The 16,853-nt window shown below is 69.6% G+C and carries 16 protein-coding genes; all 16 read left to right on the top strand.

Annotated features, from left to right (window positions below):
- The first annotated feature begins 267 nt into the window (after positions 1–267).
- The 16 genes from ACWDEX_RS31565 (at position 268) to nusB (ending at position 16,740) form a co-directional block, all read left to right on the top strand.
- The gene (locus ACWDEX_RS31565; protein WP_450467888.1) at positions 268–915 is read left to right on the top strand and encodes a vitamin K epoxide reductase family protein; all 648 of its coding nucleotides are present in this window, start codon (positions 268–270) and stop codon (positions 913–915) included.
- Between the two features lie 79 nt (positions 916–994).
- Entirely contained in the window at positions 995–2,350 is a 1,356-nt protein-coding gene (locus tag ACWDEX_RS31560; RefSeq protein ID WP_450467887.1) for a replication-associated recombination protein A, read from the top strand.
- A gap of 386 nt (positions 2,351–2,736) precedes the next feature.
- Positions 2,737–3,351, top strand: coding sequence for a 30S ribosomal protein S4 (rpsD, locus tag ACWDEX_RS31555; protein ID WP_450467886.1), 615 nt, complete (start codon positions 2,737–2,739; stop codon positions 3,349–3,351).
- A 237-nt stretch (positions 3,352–3,588) separates the two neighbouring features.
- Positions 3,589–4,056, top strand: a complete 468-nt coding sequence (locus tag ACWDEX_RS31550) for a DUF948 domain-containing protein (RefSeq protein ID WP_450467885.1) — start codon at positions 3,589–3,591, stop codon at positions 4,054–4,056.
- A 7-nt stretch (positions 4,057–4,063) separates the two neighbouring features.
- Positions 4,064–4,459 carry a hypothetical protein gene (locus ACWDEX_RS31545; protein WP_450467884.1) on the top strand — a complete coding sequence of 132 codons (396 nt, stop codon included), beginning with the start codon at positions 4,064–4,066 and terminating at the stop codon, positions 4,457–4,459.
- Entirely contained in the window at positions 4,459–7,131 is a 2,673-nt protein-coding gene (gene alaS / locus ACWDEX_RS31540; protein WP_450467883.1) for an alanine--tRNA ligase, read from the top strand. The genes ACWDEX_RS31545 and alaS overlap by 1 nt, the downstream gene beginning before the upstream one ends.
- Before the next feature lie 16 nt (positions 7,132–7,147).
- A complete protein-coding gene (gene ruvX / locus ACWDEX_RS31535; RefSeq protein WP_450467882.1) occupies positions 7,148–7,612 on the top strand; it encodes a Holliday junction resolvase RuvX in 465 nt (154 codons plus the stop codon).
- A gap of 110 nt (positions 7,613–7,722) precedes the next feature.
- Entirely contained in the window at positions 7,723–9,531 is a 1,809-nt protein-coding gene (gene mltG, locus ACWDEX_RS31530; protein WP_450467881.1) for an endolytic transglycosylase MltG, read from the top strand.
- The gene (locus ACWDEX_RS31525; RefSeq protein WP_450467880.1) at positions 9,528–10,364 is read left to right on the top strand and encodes a shikimate dehydrogenase; all 837 of its coding nucleotides are present in this window, start codon (positions 9,528–9,530) and stop codon (positions 10,362–10,364) included. Before mltG ends, ACWDEX_RS31525 begins: the two co-directional genes overlap by 4 nt.
- 179 nt (positions 10,365–10,543) lie before the next feature.
- A complete protein-coding gene (aroC, locus tag ACWDEX_RS31520) occupies positions 10,544–11,728 on the top strand; it encodes a chorismate synthase (RefSeq protein ID WP_450467879.1) in 1,185 nt (394 codons plus the stop codon).
- Positions 11,725–12,240 carry a shikimate kinase gene (locus ACWDEX_RS31515; protein WP_450467878.1) on the top strand — a complete coding sequence of 172 codons (516 nt, stop codon included), beginning with the start codon at positions 11,725–11,727 and terminating at the stop codon, positions 12,238–12,240. Before aroC ends, ACWDEX_RS31515 begins: the two co-directional genes overlap by 4 nt.
- Positions 12,237–13,328 carry a 3-dehydroquinate synthase gene (gene aroB, locus ACWDEX_RS31510; RefSeq protein ID WP_450467877.1) on the top strand — a complete coding sequence of 364 codons (1,092 nt, stop codon included), beginning with the start codon at positions 12,237–12,239 and terminating at the stop codon, positions 13,326–13,328. The genes ACWDEX_RS31515 and aroB overlap by 4 nt, the downstream gene beginning before the upstream one ends.
- A gap of 204 nt (positions 13,329–13,532) precedes the next feature.
- Positions 13,533–14,390 (top strand): Pro-rich N-terminal domain-containing protein, encoded by an 858-nt coding sequence (locus tag ACWDEX_RS31505; RefSeq protein ID WP_450467876.1) that lies wholly within the window; start codon positions 13,533–13,535, stop codon positions 14,388–14,390.
- Positions 14,391–14,536: 146 nt separating this feature from the next.
- On the top strand, positions 14,537–15,643 hold the full coding sequence (locus tag ACWDEX_RS31500) for an aminopeptidase P family protein (RefSeq protein WP_450467875.1): 1,107 nt from the start codon (positions 14,537–14,539) through the stop codon (positions 15,641–15,643).
- A gap of 93 nt (positions 15,644–15,736) precedes the next feature.
- Positions 15,737–16,303, top strand: coding sequence for an elongation factor P (efp, locus tag ACWDEX_RS31495; protein ID WP_450467874.1), 567 nt, complete (start codon positions 15,737–15,739; stop codon positions 16,301–16,303).
- A gap of 2 nt (positions 16,304–16,305) precedes the next feature.
- Entirely contained in the window at positions 16,306–16,740 is a 435-nt protein-coding gene (gene nusB, locus ACWDEX_RS31490; protein WP_450467873.1) for a transcription antitermination factor NusB, read from the top strand.
- The last annotated feature ends 113 nt before the right edge of the window (positions 16,741–16,853 follow it).

Below are 16,853 nucleotides of genomic sequence, written 5' to 3'. Positions count from 1 at the left end.
CCGAGCAGGCGGAACACCTCGGCTCGCCGGGTCCCGAGATCGATTCCGTCGATCGCGGCCACGTCCCCGTACTGCTCGCGCAGCCCCCGTACGTCCACCGCGAGTCCGTTCGCGTCTGTGGTCATGGCCATCGGACTCGGCCAGAATCGAACGTTCCGGCACGACCATGCGTACTTCCGCACGTCCACCGAACGGTGGACACTCATGCGCGTGCGGCACAATGACCCCAGTCCGCAGGCCCACCTCTCGAGCATCGGAATCGGCGTGATGAGCAAGACGACAGTCAACGACGTCTCCACCGAGCGGGAACCGGTGGTCGGCCCCAGGGCGGCGGGAGGCAGCCGCGCCTTCGCCCTGTTGCTGGTGATCACCGGCGCGGCCGGCGTGCTCTCCGCGTGGGTCATCACCCTCGACAAGTTCAAGATCCTCGAGGGCAAGGTGAGCGGTAAGACGTTCACCCCCAGCTGCAGCCTCAACCCGATCGTCTCCTGCGGCAGCGTCATGGAGAGCAAGCAGTCAGGTGTCTTCGGGTTCCCCAACCCGATGCTCGGCCTCGTCTGCTACGGCATCGTCATCTGTGTCGGCATGAGCCTGCTCGTCGGCGCCCGCTTCCCGCGCTGGTACTGGCTGACGTTCAACGCCGGCACGCTCTTCGGTGTGGGCTTCTGCACCTGGCTGCAGTTCCAGTCGCTGTACCGGATCAACGCGCTGTGCCTGTGGTGCTCGCTGGCCTGGCTCGCCACGATCATCATGTTCTGGTACGTGACCTCGTTCAACGTCCGCAACGACTTCCTGCCCGCCCCACGCCCGGTGAAGAACTTCCTGGGCGAGTTCGCCTGGGTCCTGCCGGTCACGCACGTCGGCATCATCGTCATGCTGATCCTGACCCGCTGGGGCAGCCAGCTCTGGGTCTGAGCCGGGGACGAAGCGCTCGGGCCGGTATGCGGTACCGGCCCCGGCCGCGTTGTCAGTGAGGTGACATAGGGTTTCGAGCGTGGAGCCCGACCTGTTCACCGCCGCCGCAGAAGATCGCCAGGAGAAGGACCCGACCGGAAGCCCCCTGGCGGTCCGCATGCGCCCGCGCACCCTCGACGAGGTGGTGGGCCAGCAGCACCTGCTGGGGCCGGGGTCCCCGCTGCGCAGACTGGTCGGCGAGGCCAGCGGCGGCCCCGCCGGACCTTCTTCGGTGATCCTCTGGGGTCCGCCCGGCACCGGCAAGACGACGCTGGCGTACGTTGTCTCGAAGGCCACCAACAAGCGCTTCGTCGAACTGTCGGCGATCACCGCGGGCGTGAAGGAGGTCCGCGCGGTGATCGACGGTGCCCGCCGGGCCACCGGCGGTTTCGGCAAGGAGACCGTCCTCTTCCTCGACGAGATCCACCGCTTCAGCAAGGCTCAGCAGGACTCCCTGCTCCCGGCCGTCGAGAACCGCTGGGTGACCCTGATCGCGGCGACCACGGAGAACCCGTACTTCTCGGTGATCTCGCCGTTGCTGTCCCGCTCCCTGCTGCTGACCCTCGAACCGCTCACGGACGACGACATACGCGGCCTGCTGCACCGGGCCCTGATCGACGAGCGCGGCCTGGGTGGGGCCGTCACGCTCCCGGAGGACACCGAGGCCCATCTGCTGCGGATCGCGGGTGGCGACGCCCGTCGCGCCCTGACCGCTCTGGAGGCCGCGGCCGGGGCCGCTCTCGACAAGGGTGAGCCGGAGATCGGTCTGACGACTCTGGAGCAGACTGTCGACCGCGCCGCGGTGAAGTACGACCGCGACGGCGACCAGCACTACGACGTGGCGAGCGCGCTGATCAAATCGATCCGTGGCTCGGACGTCGACGCCGCGCTGCACTACCTGGCCCGGATGATCGAGGCGGGTGAGGACCCCCGTTTCATCGCCCGCCGTCTGATGATCTCCGCCAGTGAGGACATCGGCCTGGCCGACCCCAACGCGCTGCCGACAGCCGTCGCCGCCGCCCAGGCCGTTGCGATGATCGGATTCCCCGAGGCCGCGCTCACCCTGAGCCACGCCACCATCGCGCTCGCTCTGGCGCCCAAGTCCAACGCGGCGACCACGGCGATCGGCGCGGCCATGGAGGACGTCCGCAAGGGGCTGGCCGGCCCCGTGCCGCCGCACCTGCGCGACGGCCACTACAAGGGCGCGGCCAAACTCGGCCACGCCCAGGGTTACGTGTACCCGCACGACCTGCCGGAGGGCATCGCCGCCCAGCAGTACGCCCCGGACGCGATCAAGGACCGTGAGTACTACACCCCGACCCGGCACGGCGCCGAGGCGCGGTACGCGGACGCTGTGGAGTGGACCCGCAAGCACCTCGGCCGAGGCCGTTCCTGACCTCGCGGACCACCGGACGGAGCCTGTTCCTCGGGTCGAAGGCGCTCACGGACACCCTGTAGACTTCTCCCAGCGCTGCGTCCCGTGCCCGGCTCCGGCCGGCACCACCAGAACGGGACATCCAGCCGGAACCCCGCTGCCGTCAGGCACGGGGATCCAGGAGCGTCGCGCACCGTCGAACGGTGTCGCGGGCAGCCCACCACCTTCCCGGCAGTCCCGGGGTACAGGACGGTGGGCCACTCGCGTGCTGCACGTATGTGCCCAGACCAGGGGAGCGGCTGCCCGGCAGGTCCCGTGTGGACCCGCAGGGTTTCCCCGGCTGCGGATGCGACCTCCCCTAACCCTGGTGAAGCCGAATTCACAGAGAAACACGAGGTGTTTGGTTCATGGCGAACCAGTCCCGCCCCAAGGTCAAGAAGTCGCGTGCCCTCGGTATCGCGCTGACCCCGAAGGCCGTCAAGTACTTCGAGGCCCGCCCCTACCCGCCGGGCGAGCACGGTCGTGGCCGCAAGCAGAACTCGGACTACAAGGTCCGTCTGCTGGAGAAGCAGCGCCTGCGCGCTCAGTACGACATCTCCGAGCGCCAGCTGGTGCGCGCCTACGAGCGTGCCTCCAAGGTCCAGGGCAAGACCGGTGAGGCCCTGATCGTGGAGCTGGAGCGCCGTCTCGACGCGCTGGTCCTGCGTTCGGGCATCGCCCGCACGATCTACCAGGCCCGCCAGATGGTCGTCCACGGCCACATCGAGGTCAACGGCCAGAAGGTCGACAAGCCGTCGTTCCGCGTCCGTCCCGACGACGTCGTGATGGTTCGCGAGCGCAGCCGTGAGAAGTCGCTCTTCCAGGTCGCCCGCGAGGGTGGCTTCGCCGCCGACGGCGAGACCCCGCGCTACCTCCAGGTGAACCTCAAGGCCCTGGCGTTCCGCCTGGACCGCGAGCCGAACCGCAAGGAGATCCCGGTGATCTGCGACGAGCAGCTCGTCGTCGAGTACTACGCCCGCTGATCGCTTTTCGGCGGACGCGAATACTCGCAGCACGTCAAGCCCGTCGTCTCCCGCTTCCCGGCGGCCGAGACGGCGGGCTTGCCGCATCCTGGGGCAGGCGACGCCGGGCGACGGCGGTGCCCGCGTCTCCGGCGCGGCCGGCCCCGATCCGGTACGGAAACCGGTACGGACCGACCGCCCCGGCGCGATAGGCTCGGGGGACGACTTTTCGATGTTCAGACACGTTCTAGGGAGCGGGTGCGCACGGTGTCCGGTGGAGAGGTGGCCGGGATCCTGGTGGCCGTCTTCTGGGCGATCCTGGTCTCCTTCCTGGCCGTCGCGCTGGCGAGGTTGGCCCAGACGCTCAAGACGACCACCAAGCTGATGGCGGACGTGACCGACCAGGCCGTCCCGCTGCTGGCCGACGCCTCCGCCGCGGTGCGCTCCGCGCAGACCCAGATCGACCGGGTCGACGCGATCGCCTCCGATGTCCAGGAGGTCACGTCCAACGCTTCGGCGCTGTCGACGACGGTCGCGTCCACCTTCGGCGGCCCCCTGGTGAAGGTCGCGGCGTTCGGCTACGGCGTGCGCCAGGCGATCACCGGCCGCCGTGAGAACGTGACCGCCAAGGCGCCCCGGCGTACCGTGATCGTGGGCCGCACCGTCCCGTCCCCGCGACGGAGGAAGCGGAACAACCGGGGAAACAACCGGGAAGAGGGGCTCTGACCGAGCGATGTTCCGCCGTACGTTTTGGTTCACCACGGGCGTCGCCGCCGGTGTGTGGGCCACCACCAAGGTCAACCGCAAGCTGAGGCAGCTGACTCCCGAAAGCCTCGCCGCGCAGGCGGCGAACAAGGCGATCGAGGCAGGCCACCGGCTCAAGGACCGCGCGACGGACTTCGCGTTCGACGTCCGGGCGGGAATGGCCCAGCGGGAGGCCGAACTCGGCGACGCGCTCGGGCTGAGTGCCCCCGTCGACGAACTGCCCTCGACGGCCCCGCTCGAGCGGGGGCACCCTCATGAGCAGGGGGCAACCCCAGTCCGGCGGCACGCCGCCATCGAGAACCGCAACAACCCGAAGTACGCCGAGAGGTCGGCGTACTCGTACAACCGGAATGAGGACCACTGATGGAGTCGGCTGAAATTCGCCGCCGCTGGTTGAGCTTCTTCGAGGAGCGCGGTCACACCGTCGTCCCTTCGGCGTCGCTCATCGCGGACGACCCGACTCTGCTCCTCGTCCCGGCCGGCATGGTGCCCTTCAAGCCCTACTTCCTGGGTGAGGTCAAGCCGCCGGCCCCGCGCGCCACCAGCGTGCAGAAGTGCGTGCGCACGCCCGACATCGAAGAGGTCGGCAAGACCACCCGGCACGGCACGTTCTTCCAGATGTGCGGCAACTTCTCCTTCGGCGACTACTTCAAGGAAGGCGCCATCAAGCTCGCCTGGGAGCTGCTCACCACGCCCCAGGACAAGGGCGGTTACGGCCTGGACCCCGAGCGCCTGTGGGTCACCGTCTACCAGGACGACGACGAGGCCGAGCAGATCTGGCGCGACGTCGTGGGCGTCCCGGCCGAGCGCATCCAGCGCCTGGGTAAGAAGGACAACTTCTGGTCCATGGGCGTACCCGGCCCGTGCGGACCGTGCTCCGAGATCAACTACGACCGCGGCCCCGAGTTCGGCGTCGAGGGCGGCCCTGCCGTCAACGACGAGCGGTACGTGGAGATCTGGAACCTCGTCTTCATGCAGTACGAGCGGGGCCAGGGCATCGGCAAGGAGGACTTCGAGATCCTCGGTGACCTGCCGAGCAAGAACATCGACACCGGGCTCGGCCTGGAGCGCCTCGCCATGATTCTGCAGGGTGTGCAGAACATGTTCGAGATCGACACCTCCATGGCCGTGATCAAGAAGGCCACCGAGCTGACCGGCGTGGCCTACGGCGACTCGCACGCCTCGGACGTTTCCCTGCGCGTGGTCACCGACCACATGCGCACCGCCACCATGCTCATCGGCGACGGCGTCACCCCGGGCAACGAGGGTCGTGGCTACGTCCTGCGCCGCATCATGCGCCGTGCCATCCGCAACATGCGCCTGCTCGGTGCCACCGGTCCGGTCGTCAAGGACCTGGTCGACGTCGTCATCGGCATGATGGGCCAGCAGTACCCGGAGCTGGTCACCGACCGCGAGCGCATCGAGAAGGTCGCCCTCGCCGAGGAGAACGCCTTCCTCAAGACGCTGAAGGCCGGCACCAACATCCTCGACACCGCCGTGACCGAGACCAAGGCCGCCGGCTCCGCGGTCCTGCCCGGTGACAAGGCCTTCCTGCTCCACGACACCTGGGGCTTCCCGATCGACCTCACCCTGGAGATGGCCGCCGAACAGGGCCTGTCCGTGGACGAGGAGGGCTTCCGCCGCCTGATGAAGGAGCAGCGGGAGCGCGCCAAGGCCGACGCCCAGGCCAAGAAGACCGGTCACGCCGACCTCGGCGCCTACCGCGAGATCGCCGACGCCGCCGGCCAGACCGACTTCATCGGCTACTCGGACACCGAGGGCGAGTCGACGATCGTCGGCATCCTCGTCGACGGCGTCCCCTCGCCGGCCGCCACCGAAGGCGACGAGGTCGAGATCGTCCTCGACCGCACGCCGTTCTACGCCGAGGGCGGTGGCCAGATCGGTGACACCGGCCGCATCAAGGTGGACTCCGGCGCCGTCATCGAGGTCCGCGACTGCCAGAAGCCGGTCCCGGGCGTCTACGTCCACAAGGGTGTCGTCCAGGTCGGCGAGGTCACCGTCGGCGCCAAGGCCCACGCCTCGATCGACGGCCTCCGCCGCAAGGCCATCGCCCGCGCCCACTCGGCCACCCACCTCACCCACCAGGCCCTGCGCGACGCCCTCGGCCCGACGGCCGCCCAGGCCGGTTCGGAGAACCAGCCCGGCCGCTTCCGCTTCGACTTCGGCTCGCCGTCCGCCGTCCCGACGGCCGTGATGACCGACGTCGAGCAGAAGATCAACGAGGTGCTCGCCCGCGACCTTGACGTGCACGCCGAGGTCATGGGTATCGACGAGGCCAAGAAGCAGGGCGCCATCGCCGAGTTCGGCGAGAAGTACGGCGAGCGCGTCCGTGTCGTGACCATCGGCGACTTCTCCAAGGAACTGTGCGGCGGCACGCATGTGCACAACACCGCCCAGCTCGGCCTGGTGAAGCTGCTCGGCGAGTCCTCGATCGGCTCCGGTGTACGACGCATCGAGGCCCTGGTCGGCGTGGACGCCTACTCCTTCCTGGCTCGCGAGCACACGGTCGTCAACCAGCTCACCGAGCTGCTCAAGGGGCGCCCGGAGGAGCTGCCGGAGAAGGTCGCCGGCATGCTCGGCAAGCTGAAGGACGCCGAAAAGGAGATCGAGAAGTTCCGCGCCGAGAAGGTCCTGCAGGCCGCCGCCGGTCTCGCCGAGTCCGCCAAGGACGTGCGCGGGATCGCCGTGGTCACCGGCCGGGTGCCGGACGGCACCACGCCCGACGACCTGCGCAAGCTGGTCCTGGACGTGCGTGGCCGTATCCAGGGCGGTCGGGCCGCCGTGGTTGCCCTGTTCGCGGTCAACAACGGCAAGCCGCTCACGGTCATCGCGACCAATGAAGCCGCCCGCGAGCGTGGCCTGAAGGCCGGTGAGCTGGTGCGGACCGCTGCCAAGACCCTCGGTGGCGGCGGTGGCGGCAAGCCGGACGTCGCCCAGGGCGGCGGCCAGAACCCGGCCGCCGTCGGTGAGGCCGTCGAGGCCGTCGAGCGCCTGGTCGCCGAGACCGCCAAGTAAGAAACGGTCGAGAGATATGAGAAGAGGACGCCGACTCGCGATCGATGTCGGCGACGCCCGCATCGGGGTCGCCTCGTGCGACCCCGACGGAATCCTCGCCACCCCGGTGGAGACGGTCCCGGGACGCGACGTCCCAGCAGCCCAGCGTCGCTTGAAGCAGCTCGTCGAGGAGTACGAGCCGATCGAGGTCGTCGTCGGTCTGCCTCGCTCCCTCAAGGGGGGCGAGGGCCCGGCCGCGGTCAAGGTCCGCACCTTCACGCAGGAACTGGCTCGTATGATCGCGCCGATTCCGGTCAGGCTCGTGGACGAGCGGATGACCACCGTGACGGCCAGTCAGGGACTGCGCGCCTCCGGCGTCAAGTCCAAGAAGGGCCGGTCGGTCATCGACCAGGCCGCGGCGGTCATCATCCTCCAGCAGGCGCTGGAATCCGAACGGGTGTCAGGCAAATCCCCCGGCGAGGGCGTCGAAGTGGTCATCTGATCGCGATACGGTAACGTTCCGCGCGATGCGCTGGTGTTCGAACAGCTGACGCACAGCAAAGAGGCGGAACGCGGGCCGAGCCAACGCCGCCTCGCGGCTCTAGGGGTTTGATGACTGAGTATGGCCGGGGCTCCGGCTCCGAACCGTGGCATCCCGAGGACCCGTTGTACGGGGACGACGGATGGGGAGGACAGCAGGCCCAAGGGGCCCAGTCCCCGTACGGCGGCCACCCACAGCAGTACCCGCAGCAGCCGCAGCAGCATCACTACGGAGACTGGGGAGGCGGCCAGCCGGGCGCGTACGACCAGAATCAGCAGCACTACCAGCAGTACCCGGAGCACTATCCGGGGCAGGGGGCGCACCCTCACCAGCAGCCCGGGCCGGACCCTTACCAGCACGGTCAGTATCCCTATCAACAGCAGGGACAGCAGTACCCGGATCCGCAGCAGGGACAGCAGTACCCGGATCCGCAGCAGGGACAGCAGTACCCGGCCCAGATGCAGCAGGGCCAGGGGAACGGCGGCTGGGACAGCGGCGGTCAGGGCCACGGTCCCTACCCCGGCGACCCGGCCGACCCGTACGGCGCCCAGGCCGGTTCCCACAGCGGTGGGCAGCCCGACTTCCACCAGACGCCCGACGCGTACCCGCCGCCCGAGTCGCCGCACCGCCGCCGAGCCGAACCGGAGCCGGAGACCGACTGGGATCCCGGCCCCGACCAGGGCGAACACGCCTTCTTCGCGGGCGGCGACGACGACGATGACGGCGACGACGAGCCGGTGGGCCGCCGTGGCCGCGGCCGCCCCGAGCGACGGGGGCGCGGCGGCGAGGGCAAGAAGCGCCGCAGCGGATGCGCCTGCCTGGTGGTCACCCTGGTCCTCGTCGGCGGAGTCGGCGGAGTCGGGTATTTCGGTTACCAGTTCTACCAAAGCCGTTTCGGTCCGGCGCCCGACTACACGGGCGGTGGCACCGGTGAAATGGTCACGGTCACGATTCCCAAGGACTCCGGCGGTTACGCCATCGGGAACGCGCTGAAAGAGGCCGGTGTCGTCAAGAGCGTCGACGCGTTCGTGGCGGCCCAGGAACAGAACCCCGAAGGCAAGTCCATCCAGGCGGGCACGTACACGCTGAAGAAGCAGATGTCAGCGGCCAGCGCCGTCCAGTTGATGCTCGATCCGAAGAGCAGGAACAACCTGATCATCGCCGAGGGATGGCGCAACGCCAAGATCTATACGGCCATCGACGAGCGTCTGAAGCTCAAGGCGGGCACCACCAAGGACATTGCCAAGACGAAGTGGTCGACCCTCGGCCTTCCCGGTTGGGCCAACACCGACAAGGACATCTTGGACCCGCTGGAAGGGTTCCTCTACCCGTCCAGCTATCCGGTCTCCAAGGGCATGAAGCCCGAGGCTGTCCTCAAGCAGATGGTCGACCTGGCCAAGGAGAAGTACAACGAGTACGGCATCAAGGACAAGGCCGACAGCCTCAACCTGAAGAATCCCTTGCAGGTGCTCACGGTCGCGAGCCTTGTGCAGGCCGAGGGCAAGTCCAAGCGGGACTTCGAGAAGGTGGCGACGGTCGTCTACAACCGGCTCAAGCCGGACAACACCGAGACCTACGGTCTGCTCGACTTCGACTCGACGGTCAACTACCTGCGCGGTGAGTCGAAACTCGCCACCGGTTCCGTCGACCAACTGCGGAAGATACACAATCCGTACAACACCTACTGGATCAAGGGCCTGCCGCCCGGACCCATCGGCAACCCCGGGGAAGTCGCGATCAAGGCTGCCCTCCATCCGGCCAAGGGAAACTGGTACTACTTCGTCTCGGTCAGCGAGGACAAGACACTGTTCGCCGAGACCAACGCAGAACAGAACCGCAACCGCGAGAAATACCTCGAAGAGCAGAAGAAGGGACAATGACGGGCACCACCGGCACGCGCCGAGCCGCCGTCCTCGGCTCGCCCATCGCCCATTCCCTCTCCCCGGTGCTGCACCGCGCCGCCTACGCGGAACTGGGGCTGAGCGGCTGGTCCTACGACCGGTTCGAGGTCGACGAGAAGGCGCTGCCCGGGTTCTTCGCGGAACTCGGGCCTGAATGGGCCGGGCTGTCGCTGACCATGCCGCTCAAGCGGGCCGTCATCCCGCTGCTCGACTCGATCAGTGACTCGGCGGCCTCGGTCGAAGCGGTCAACACCGTCGTGTGCACGGAGGACGGACGACGGGTCGGTGACAACACCGACATCCCCGGGATGGTGGCCGCGCTGCGTGAGCGGGGCGTCGAGCAGGTGGAGTCCGCCGCGATCCTCGGCGCAGGCGCCACCGCGTCGTCCGCGCTGGCCGCGCTGTCCCGGATCTGCACCGGTGAGGTCGTCGCCTATGTCCGCAGCGAGGCGAGGGCCGCCGAGATGCGGCAGTGGGGCGTGCGCCTGGACGTCGACGTCCGGACGGCCGACTGGGCGGACGCCGACCAGGCGCTGCGCGCCCCGCTGGTCGTCGCCACCACCCCGGCCGGTACGACGGATGCCCTGGCCGCCGCTGTACCGGAGCGCCCCGCGACACTGTTCGACGTGCTGTACGACCCTTGGCCCACTGCGCTCGCGGCGCGCTGGTCCGCGTACGGCGGCGCCGTCGTCAGCGGCCTCGACCTGCTGGTGCACCAGGCGGTGCTCCAGGTCGAGCAGATGACGGGCCGTTCCCCGGCCCCGCTGGACGCCATGCGCAAGGCGGGGGAACGCTCCCTGGCAGCCCGGTAGGAACGGCTCGCCTCGCGCCTCGGTGGCGTCCGCCTGATGGACCGGAGACCGGTTCCCCCCGCCGGACGTGGGAGGATCGGAGGTGGCGGGCCGGAGCCGCGCACCCGGTGGCGCCGTCGCCGTACGCGAGGACATGCGTACGCAGAGCAGGACCAGAGCGCGAGCACTGAGGAGCACCGTTGAGCAGGTTGCGCTGGCTGACCGCGGGGGAGTCCCACGGCCCCGCACTAGTCGCGACGCTGGAGGGCCTTCCCTCCGGTGTGCCGATCACCACGGAAATGGTGGCGGACCACCTGGCGAGGCGGCGGCTGGGTTATGGGCGCGGTGCCCGGATGAAGTTCGAGCGCGACCAGGTCACCTTCCTGGGTGGTGTCCGGCACGGTCTCACTCTGGGCTCCCCGGTGGCCATCATGATCGGCAACACCGAGTGGCCCAAGTGGGAACAGGTGATGGCGGCCGATCCGGTCGACCCGGCCGTGCTGGACGGGCTGGCCCGCAACGCCCCACTGACCCGGCCGCGGCCCGGTCACGCCGACCTCGCGGGTATGCAGAAGTACGGCTTCGACGAGGCCCGCCCGATCCTGGAGCGTGCCTCGGCGCGGGAGACCGCGGCCCGGGTGGCGCTCGGTGCGGTGGCGCGCTCGTACCTGAAGGAGACGGCGGGCATCGAGATCGTCTCGCACGTGGTCGAGCTGGCCGCGGCGAAGGCGCCGTACGGTGTCCACCCGACGCCCGCGGACGTGGAGAAGCTGGACGCCGACCCCGTGCGCTGCCTGGACGCGGACGCGTCGAAGGCGATGGTCGCGGAGATCGACCAGGCCCACAAGGACGGTGACACCCTCGGAGGTGTGGTCGAGGTCCTCGCCTACGGCGTGCCGGTGGGACTCGGCTCGCACGTGCACTGGGACCGGCGGCTGGACGCCCGGCTCGCGGCGGCGCTGATGGGCATCCAGGCGATCAAGGGCGTGGAGGTCGGCGACGGCTTCGAGCTGGCACGGGTGCCGGGGTCGAAGGCGCACGACGAGATCGTCACCACACCCGATGGCATCAAGCGGACGACGGGCCGTTCCGGCGGCACCGAGGGCGGTCTGTCCACCGGTGAACCGCTGCGCGTGCGGGCCGCGATGAAACCGATCGCGACCGTGCCCCGCGCACTGAAGACCGTCGACGTGGTCACGGGTGAGCCGGCACAGGCACACCACCAGCGCTCGGACGTGTGCGCGGTCCCGGCAGCCGGGATCGTCGCCGAGGCCATGGTGGCCCTGGTCCTCGCGGACGCGGTGGCGGAGAAGTTCGGCGGCGACAGCGTGGCCGAGACCCACCGAAACGTCCGCTCCTACCTCGAGAACCTGGCGATCCGGTGAGCGCACCACTGATCGTCCTGGTAGGCCCGATGGGAGTGGGCAAGTCGACCATCGGGCAGCTGCTCGCCGAACGGCTCGGCGTCGGCTACCGGGACACGGACGACGACATCGTGGCCGAGCAGGGCCGCGCCATCGCCGACATCTTCGTGGACGAGGGCGAGCCGGCCTTCCGTGCCCTGGAAAAGAAGGCGGTCCGCCAGGCACTCGCCGAACACGGAGGCGTCCTCGCCCTGGGCGGAGGAGCGATCCTCGACGCCGAGACGCGCGCCCTGCTGGCCCGGCACCGGGTGGCCTATCTGTCGATGGACGTCGAGGAGGCGGTCAGGCGCACCGGACTGAACGTGGCCCGCCCGCTGCTCGCGGTCAATCCGCGTCGCCAGTGGCGCGAGTTGATGGAAGCCCGTCGGCACCTGTACACCGAGGTCGCCCGCACGGTCGTGCCCACCGACGGCCGCACCCCCGAAGAAGTTACCCAAGCCGTCCTGGACGCACTGGAGTTGAAAGAAGCATGAACGAGGCTGTGACCCGGATCCAGGTCGGCGGCACTGCGGGCACCGACCCCTACGAGGTCCTGATCGGCCGTCAACTCCTCGGGGAACTCGCCGGACTGATCGGTGACAAGGCCAAGCGGGTCGCGATCGTCCACCCGGAGGCGCTGGCCGATACGGGGGAGGCGCTGCGCGCCGACCTCGCCGAGCAGGGCTTCGAGGCGGTCGCCATCCAGGTGCCGAACGCGGAGGAGGCCAAGACCGTCGAGGTCGCCGCCTACTGCTGGAAGGCGCTCGGCCAGTCCGGTTTCACCCGCACCGACGTCATCGTGGGCGTGGGCGGCGGTGCGACCACCGACCTGGCCGGGTTCGTGGCCGCGACCTGGCTGCGCGGAGTGCGCTGGATCGCGATCCCGACCACCGTGCTGGCGATGGTGGACGCGGCGGTCGGCGGCAAGACGGGCATCAACACGGCCGAGGGCAAGAACCTGGTGGGTGCCTTCCACCCGCCCGCGGGTGTCCTGTGTGACCTCGCCGCCCTCGACTCCCTCCCGGTCAACGACTACGTCTCCGGCCTCGCGGAGGTCATCAAGGCAGGCTTCATCGCCGACCCGGTGATCCTCGAGCTGATCGAGGAGGACCCGCAGGCCGCCCGTACCCCGGCCGGGCCGCACACGGCCGAGCTGATCGAACGCTCGATCAAGGTCAAGGCGGAGGTGGTCTCCTCCGACCTGAAGGAGTCGGGCCTGCGCGAGATCCTCAACTACGGCCACACGCTCGGCCACGCGATCGAGAAGAACGAGCGTTACAAGTGGCGCCATGGCGCCGCTGTCGCCGTCGGCATGCACTTCGCGGCCGAACTCGCGCGTTTGGCGGGGCGGTTGGACGACGCGACCGCCGACCGGCACCGTACCGTCCTTGAGTCGGTCGGGCTGCCCTTGCGGTACCGCTACGACCAGTGGCCCAAGCTCCTCGAGGCCATGAAGGTCGACAAGAAGTCCCGGGGTGACCTGCTCCGCTTCATCGTCCTGGACGGCCTGGCCAAGCCCACCGTACTGGAGGGACCCGACCCGGCGGTCCTGCTCGCCGCCTACGGAGAAGTGGCCGAGTAGGCGCCCCTGCCGGGCCCCGCGCGGCGGTCGACTCGTCCCCCTCGCTATCCATTGGCCCGAATCGCCCTGTGCCCATGGGTACTTCGGGCTGTCCCCGGCTGCCGTTCACACAACGGCGGCCGGGGACGGTACCGTTCGGAGGGGAGCGGGGTTCCAGGCCCCGCTGCCAGCGTCAGTCGCCTGCACGAGACGGAGTGGCACCGGATGCAGCACGCAGTGGGAGTTCCGCTGCCGCCGCCCCACCAACTGGGGCACGGTCCGGCTACCGTCTGGTCGCCGGCCGCACACCACCCGGGACATCCGGGCCCCGCCCCGAGCCCACCAGTTTCCACAGCGGGCCTGGCCGGACCACCGGTGCCGCCCGGAGCACCGCACAGCCACGTCCCGCCGCACCAAGTGCCTCTTCCGCCCGCGCCGGACAGCACGGGGCATGTACAGCTCCCGCCGGGCGGCCCGGTCGGGGTGCCCAGCGCACCGTCCGCCGCGGGCGCGCCCGACCCTTCGTCCATCACGCTGGCCGTGCTGCTCATCGGCCCTGCAGGCGCGGGCAAGACCAGTGTCGCCAAGTACTGGGCTGATCACCGTCGGGTACCCACGGCCCATATCAGCCTCGACGACGTGCGCGAATGGGTGCGCTCCGGCTTCGCCGACCCGCAGTCGGGGTGGAACGACCACTCGGAGGCGCAGTACCGCCTCGCCCGCCGCACCTGCGGCTTCGCGGCCCGTAACTTCCTGGCCAACGGCATCTCCTGCATTCTCGACGACGCCGTCTTCCCGGACCGCCCGGTTGTCGGTCTCGGTGGCTGGAAGAGGCATGTGGGTCCCGGCCTGCTCCCGGTCGTGCTCCTCCCCGGACTGGAGATCGTGCTGGAGCGCAACGCGGAGCGCAGCGGCAATCGCCGTCTCAGCGACGAGGAAGTCGCCCGCATCCACGGCCGTATGGCCGGCTGGTACGGCTCCGGCCTGCCGATCATCGATAACTCCCAACTCGACGTGGCGGGAACGGCCCGGGTGCTGGACGAGGTCCTGACCCGCTCGATCGCGAGCCCGCCGCAGTGGTGAAGCGCGGGGGATCTCCCGTGGACCAGCGCCGCAGGGCGGTGCCACCGGACGTTCCCGGGGCTCCCGGGCGCCTCTGACAGGTGCCTGGACGCCCGTCCGGCCCCTCTGGACCGGCGATATTCGGCCACGCCTCGTAGGCTCGGGTCATGTCAGAGGTGTACGCGGCCCGCCGGGAACGGCTGAGGGAACGCTGCAGCGCGGGTGGAAGTGCGACGGCGCTGGTCTCCCGCCCCGCCAACGTCCGCTATCTCGCGGGCACCGCGCCCCGCGGCGCGGTACTGCTGCTGGGCGTGGGTGAGGACGTGCTGCTGTGCGGTGGCCCGCCGGACGAACAGGCCGCCGACGGTCGACCCGACCAGGTACTGCGCGTGGAGACGCTGCCGGCGCCCGGCGGTGACTGCGCCGTCGCGGCAGCCGACCTGGCCGTCGCGCAGGGCGCCGACTCGCTGGCGGTCGAGGAGCACGACCTCACGGTCGCCCGGCACCGCGCCCTGCGGTCGGTCGCGCCCCGGCTGCGGCTCGCCGATCTCGGCAACGCGGTCGAGCAGCTGCGCCTCGTCAAGGACGAGGAGGAGATCTCCCTGCTGAGGATCGGTGCGGAGATCGCCGACCAGGCCCTGAGCGAGCTGCTCGAATCGATCCTCGTGGGGCGCACCGAGCGTCATCTCGCCCTCGAGCTGGAGCGCCGCCTCGTCGACCACGGCGCCGACGGGCCCGCCTTCACCACCTCGGTCGCCACCGGTCCCAACTCGGGCCGCCGTGGGCACCGCCCCACGGACCGGCGCGTGGAGGAGGGCGACTTCCTCTCCGTCTGTCTGGGCGCCGCCTACCGCGGTTATCGCTGTGAGATCGGCCGTACCTTCGTCATCGGCACCTCGCCCGCCGACTGGCAGATCGAGCTGTACGACCTCGTCTTCGCCGCCCAGCGCGCCGGGCGCCAGGCGCTGGCGCCCGGCGCCGCCTGCCGCGACGTGGACCGCGCGGCACGGCAGATGCTCGATTCCGCGGGATACAGTGAGGGGCTTCCGCCGGTGACCGGACACGGGGTGGGACTCGAAATCGACGAGGACCCTCAGTTGGCCCCCACGGCCATGGGTAAACTGGATGCCTGCGTGCCGGTCACCGTCGAACCGGGGGTCCACCTCCCCGGCCGGGGTGGTGTCCGGATCGATGACACGCTCGTCGTACGCCCCGAGGCGGACGGCGGACCCGAGCTACTCACCATCACGACCAAGGAGCTGCTCGCGCTCTGAGCGACCCCAGGGAAGTGCGGGCCCCCCGCCCTTCCCCGGCGCCGCTTGCGCGTGGCCCCGGGGTCGTACGTCAGTCCAGGAGATTCCGCAACCGTGGCTTCCACGAACGACCTCAAGAACGGCATGGTGCTCAAGCTCGAAGGCGGCCAGCTGTGGTCCGTCGTCGAGTTCCAGCACGTCAAGCCCGGCAAGGGCCCGGCCTTCGTGCGCACCAAGCTCAAGAACGTGCTCTCCGGCAAGGTCGTCGACAAGACCTTCAACGCCGGCGTCAAGGTCGAGACGGCCACTGTCGACAAGCGCGACATGCAGTTCTCGTACATGGACGGCGACTACTTCGTCTTCATGGACATGGAGACGTACGACCAGCTCCACGTGGACCGCAAGGCTGTCGGCGACGCGGCCAACTTCATGATCGAGGGCTTCACCGCCACCGTCGCGCAGCACGAGGGCGAGGTGCTCTTCGTCGAGCTGCCGGCCGCCGTCGAGCTGGTCATCGCCGAGACCGAGCCGGGCGTCCAGGGCGACCGCTCCACCGGTGGCACCAAGCCCGCGACGCTGGAGACCGGTCACCAGATCCAGGTCCCGCTCTTCATCACCACCGGTGAGAAGATCAAGGTCGACACCCGCACGAGCGACTACCTCGGCCGGGTGAACAGCTAACCGTGGCTGCCCGTAACACGGCCCGTAAGCGCGCCTTCCAGATCCTCTTCGAGGGGGACCAGCGCGGGACCGACGTCCTCACGGTCCTCGCGGACTGGATCCGGCATTCGCGGACCGACACCCGGCAGCCGCCGGTGAGCGAGTACACGATGCAGCTGGTCGAGGGCTACGCGGAACACGCGAAGCGCATCGACGAGCTGATCGCGCAGTACGCGGTCGGCTGGACGCTGGACCGGATGCCGGTCGTCGACCGCAACATCCTGCGCCTCGGCGCCTACGAGCTGATCTGGGTCGACGAGACCCCGGACGCCGTGGTGCTGGACGAGATGGTGCAGCTCGCCAAGGAGTTCTCCACGGACGAGTCGCCCGCGTTCGTCAACGGCCTGCTCGGTCGGCTGAAGGACCTGAAGCCGTCGTTGCGCCGAGACGAGGGCTGAGACGCCTCAACGCCTCGGGGCCCGCAGCACACTGCTGCGGGCCCCGAGGCGTTCTCGTACGGCGGCCGCCGTGCCGAAAACGCCGCAGATCGGAAGAGCGTCGGGGAGGGTAA

The sequence above is a fragment of the Streptomyces sp. NPDC001020 genome, assembly GCF_053599115.1.
The sequence above is the reverse complement of the archived record's forward strand: the minus strand, read 5'-3'. Positions and strand labels throughout refer to the sequence as shown.